Below are 4687 nucleotides of genomic sequence, written 5' to 3'. Positions count from 1 at the left end.
GCTTCGATGCGTACGTGACGGATCGACTCCCGCCTCTCACCCCGTTATGACCTGCGGACTCATGCCCTAACCGGGACTTTGCAACAGCCCTGGAAAGCCCAAGGACTCCTGTTCCGCCTTGCGCGACGTCTTCAATGCGATAATCTACGTCAACCGCACGGGAATCCCCTGGAAGTATCTCCCGCACGACTTCCCCAACCACGGCACCCCCGTCTATGCCTACTACGCTGCCTGGCGTGACGAGGGAATATTCACCCAACTCAACTACGACCTCACCGGACTGGCCCGAGTAAAGGAAGGCCGCAAACCCGAGCCGACCGCCTCGGTGATCGACACCCAGAGCGTGAAGACCTCCACCAACGTGCCCCTGACCAGCCAGGGAACTGATGCCGCGAAGAAAATCGTCGGCCGGAAGAGGGGCATCCTCACCGACACCATCGGACTCATCCTCGCCGTCGCCGTCACCGCCGCGAGCCTGTCCGAGAATGCCCTGGGAATACGCCTCCTCAATCAGGCCAAGAAGACCTACCCGAGCATCTCCAAGAGCTGGGTCGACACTGGCTTCAAGAACGCAATGATCGAGCACGGCGCAAGCCTCGGAGTCGACGTCGAGGTCGTCCATCGGAAGTCCGACGCCCCTGGAGTTCACGTGGCGAAAAGGCGATGGGTGGTCGAACGAAGCTTGGGGTGGATCATGCAACGCCGCCGTCTCGCCCGCGACTACGAGACCCTCCCGGCCAGCTTCGAAGCCATGATCCACATCGCCTCGATCGACAACCCCACCAAGCGCATAACGGACGGGACCACACCAACCTGGCGAGGAACTTACTAGAATATAAAGGGCAAACTACTCTCACCAAATGCCCTCCCAGACAGGACGCTCGGTAAATACGCTGACGGCAGCGTGCTGTACTAGAATTCGACATCCCTCATCGGATATTAATTCCGGTAAACTTTCGGTGCTTCCGAGTTGGCGGCTCTCCTGCATGGAGCGGGTACACATAGTTCTCGTAGTTTTTGAAGAGCAGCTCCGGCAGCTCGGGAAGGTCTTTGACGGAATGCACAGCAAAGCTCAAAGAACCTTTTTGCGATCCCGCCTCGCCAGCAGTACTGTCCAGCAAATAGAATTGGGCATAGTATCCGCCAGCGGGTCCTCCAACGAACATGGTAAAGAGCGGATTTGCATGCTCGGGGGCCTCGGAGACCCAATGTGACTCGATGTTGTCAGCCATCAGGTCACCGACCACGAAGTCTTCTCCGACAATCAACTTCTTCCCGAGCAGCGAGGGCAGCGAGAAGGCTGGATTATTCTCAGCTTGCGTGTATCTTTGCGCGATCAGGCTCGCCAGCTCTTCCCGCGAGGATGCCACTCCCGAGAATTCACTCTTCGCTGGATAAACCTCCTGCCCGGAAGTTTCGAACAGTGGCCCCGAGTACCCCTCAAGCGCGCTATCGATGCCCCGGACTTCGAAGCTCATTACAGGCCCCTTATTTCCGGCGAGGCTTTCCTCTCTGTAGAAGAATTCAAGAAAGTATTCGGCATTCTCAATCTCATTGCGGATGATGAATAGTGGCTCTTCCCACTCGGGTTCCCCTTGCGCCCAACTTGCCACAATTGGATCTGGCGCCAGATCATGGACTGTAAAGTCCTCCCCGGCCACAACATCGCCGTTCTCTGGTCCGCAAAGCCAGAAGGCCATATGCTTTCCGCTTAGCTCATGCTTGCTCTCCAGGGCTTTGACAAGACTTTCCCGTGACGAGGCACGCCCAACGGGCTGCCCCGTGTAAGGGTAAACCTGATCCCCACCAGTTACGAAGAGCTGACCGGAGTAGCCCTCGGGGAGCATGTCAGCGTCATGGACAAGGAACTCTGGATCATCTCCGACATCGCTCTCCCAGTAGTAGAACTTGAGATACTCCCGAGCGCCATCAATATCTTGGTTATAGACAATGAAGAGCAGTCCCAAGGCGGGCTCCCTGTCCACCCAGCGCGCAAATATGGGTTCCGGCGCCAGGCCATTGACCGTAAAGTCCTCCCCGGCCACCACCTTGTTCTGATCGCTGAACTGGCCAAACAGGTAGAAGGCCGCGTGGCTCTTGCTCAGCTTGTATCTGTTCTCTAGGAGCTTAGCCATTCCCTCCGGCGACGTAGCATAGCCGGTGGCGTTCTCTGTATGTGGATAGACATCTTGACCGCGAGTTTCGAAGAGTGGCCCTGTATACTCGCCGGGGAGATCATTTACGCCGTAGACTTGGAAATACCACTCGAGTTCTTCTCCGTTAGTTGACTCTTCGTTGTAGTAGGCTCGGAAAGACTCCTCGAGGCTTCCTTCGGCAATGGACTTTTCTTCCCGTCGATAGTAAAATAGAAGGTAGAATGAAGCGTCCTCAATATCATTATTGATGACGGCGAAAGCAGGCTCGCCGACCGGGGCTTGCGGCATCCAAATCGCGTTGATCGGTTCAGGCTCTAGGTCAATGACTTCGAAGGCCTGGCCAGCCACCACATCACCGTTCTCTGGCCCAAAGAACGAGAAAGACCTTAGGTCGGGCACTCCGTACATCCGGTGAGCGCGGTGTCTGATACTGTATTGCATGACTTTGGTTTTCGCTGCTACAGAAAGCTCGGCAAAGCTCTTCGATGTTTGAGGCGGTGGACCCTGAGCTTGCAGCTGCAACGCCTCGTTTTCTGGCGCACCGTGGTGCTCGGCCTCAGTTTCCCATTCTGCTATTTGAAGAATGCTAGCGGCTGCTCCGTTTCCGACCGTTCTCTGCAGCGCGCTGAGCGCATTACCTGCAGTGCGCTCAGACTTCCCTCCGCGACCGGATCTGGCCGCCTGTGTATCGTTTGAATCTTTCCGGAAATGTTCTCGACGAGGCATCTTATGCTCTTTTTCAATAGACCATAGGCAGCGTACCTCCGGAAGGCGCTTCACATTTAATTCGAAGCCCGGTGGTGCTACTAAACAACTATCGCATAGGTTTCGACCCATCGCTATCTCGGCTGATCGCCATCGGGCAAGTTAGCTTCCCTAACCTCGATCTTGCATGACGGCTCGTCAGCTTGGCTGGCGGGCCGCGTCTGCTTGTCCGGGCTGAGTTTTATGCCTGTAGACAGACCGAGGGCCCGACTGTCGCGTTGGGTGGGCGCCGGGTTCCACGTCTCCGGAAGTGGTCCGCTGCTCGTCGGATGGGGCGATGTCGCTGGTCAGCCGGGGTCGGGTCTGCACAAAGAACGGTGTAACTCCCGATCAAGGAAGTAGCACCTGATGAAGGAAGTGACCGTCTCGGCCGAGGCCGTGGAGGCCGTGCGGCCGGCGGAGTTGCAGCCGGCCGCCTTGGACGACCAGCTGATCGGCCAACTCGTCGACCGGGCCCGTGCGAGCGGGCTGCAGCTCACCGGCGCCGGAGGCCTGCTCCAGCAGCTGACGAAGAAGATCCTGGAGTCCGCACCCGAGGGCGAGATGACGGACCACCTCGGCTACGAGAAACACGATCCGGCCGGGACCGGCAGCGGGAACTCCCGCAACGGCACGCGGTCGAAGACCGTGCTGACCGAGGTCGGCCCAGTCGAGATCGACGTTCCACGGGACCGGGAGGGCTCGTTCGAGCCGCAGCTGGTCCGCAAGCGCCAGCGGCGCCTGTCCGGGGTGGACGAGATGGTGCTCTCGCTGTCCGCCCGCGGCCTGACGCACGGCGAGATCTCCGCGCACCTGGCCGAGGTCTACGGCGCCGAGGTCTCCAAGCAGACCATCTCCACCATCACCGACCAGGTGATCGAGGGCATGGCCGAGTGGCAGAACCGCCCCCTCGACCCGGTCTATCCGGTGGTCTTCATCGACTGCGTCCACGTGAAGCTCCGCGACGGCCAGGTCGCCAACCGGCCGATCTACGTGGCGCTCGCGGTCACGGTCGAAGGCACGCGGGAGATCCTCGGGCTGTGGGCCGGCGACGGCGGCGAGGGCGCGAAGTACTGGCTGCACGTCCTGACCGAGATCAAGAACCGCGGCGTCGCGGACGTCTGCATGGTCGTCTGCGACGGCCTCAAGGGCCTGCCCGATGCCATCGGCACGGTCTGGCCGCAGGCCGTCACCCAGACCTGCATCGTCCACCTGATCCGGGCCTCGTTCCGCTACGCGGCCCGTCAGGACTGGGACAAGATCTCCAAGGCCCTCAAGCCCGTCTACACCGCGCCGACCGAGGACGCCGCCCTGGAGCGGTTCGTCGAGTTCAGCGAGGCCTGGGGCAGGAAGTATCCGGCGATCGTGCGGCTCTGGGAGAACGCCTGGGCCGAGTTCGTGCCGTTCCTGAGCTTCGACATCGAGGTCCGCCGGGTCATCTGCACCACGAACGCGATCGAGTCCGTGAACGCCCGCATCCGCAAGGCCGTCCGCTCGCGCGGGCACTTCCCGAACGAGCAGGCGGCCCTGAAGTGCGTCTACATGGCGGTCATGTCCCTCGACCCGACCGGTGACGGCCGCAAACGCTGGATGACCCGCTGGAAGGCCGCGCTGAACGCCTTCGAGATCACCTTCGACGGCCGACTCTCCGCCGGCCGCCGCTAACTCAACCCAACCGAGTTACACCGTTCACTGGACAGACCCGGCTACCGCGGTGACGTCAACACTGTTCAGCGCCATCTGCGGCTCTACCGAACCGGAGCGATCCCGGTACAGGCCCCGCTCCC

At 60.3% G+C, this 4687-nt stretch carries 2 protein-coding genes and 1 pseudogene; 2 read left to right on the top strand and 1 reads right to left on the bottom strand.

Annotated elements, in window-relative coordinates; translation table 11 throughout:
* Positions 1 to 103 precede the first annotated feature (103 nt).
* Positions 104 to 832 (top strand): annotated as a pseudogene (locus ACIQOV_RS28340) (IS5 family transposase); the annotation flags it as partial.
* Positions 833 to 929: 97 nt separating this feature from the next.
* On the opposite strand, the gene ACIQOV_RS28335 reads toward ACIQOV_RS28340, so the two are convergent.
* On the bottom strand, positions 930 to 2564 hold the full coding sequence (locus tag ACIQOV_RS28335) for a hypothetical protein (RefSeq protein WP_401053255.1): 1635 nt from the start codon (positions 2562 to 2564) through the stop codon (positions 930 to 932).
* A 714-nt stretch (positions 2565 to 3278) separates the two neighbouring features.
* Between ACIQOV_RS28335 and ACIQOV_RS28330 the strand changes: the two genes are divergently transcribed.
* A complete protein-coding gene (locus tag ACIQOV_RS28330) occupies positions 3279 to 4565 on the top strand; it encodes an IS256 family transposase (RefSeq protein WP_401053257.1) in 1287 nt (428 codons plus the stop codon).
* The last annotated feature ends 122 nt before the right edge of the window (positions 4566 to 4687 follow it).

The organism is Kitasatospora sp. NPDC091257 (assembly GCF_044757675.1).
Taxonomy (GTDB): Bacteria; Actinomycetota; Actinomycetes; order Streptomycetales; family Streptomycetaceae; genus Kitasatospora; species Kitasatospora lactacystinica.
The sequence above is the reverse complement of the archived record's forward strand: the minus strand, read 5'-3'. Positions and strand labels throughout refer to the sequence as shown.

Coding starts and splice junctions, on each gene's coding strand:
- ACIQOV_RS28335 (WP_401053255.1), bottom strand. CDS start 2,564: ATGTACGGAGTGCCCGACCTAAGGTCTTTCTCGTTCTTTGGGCCAGAG.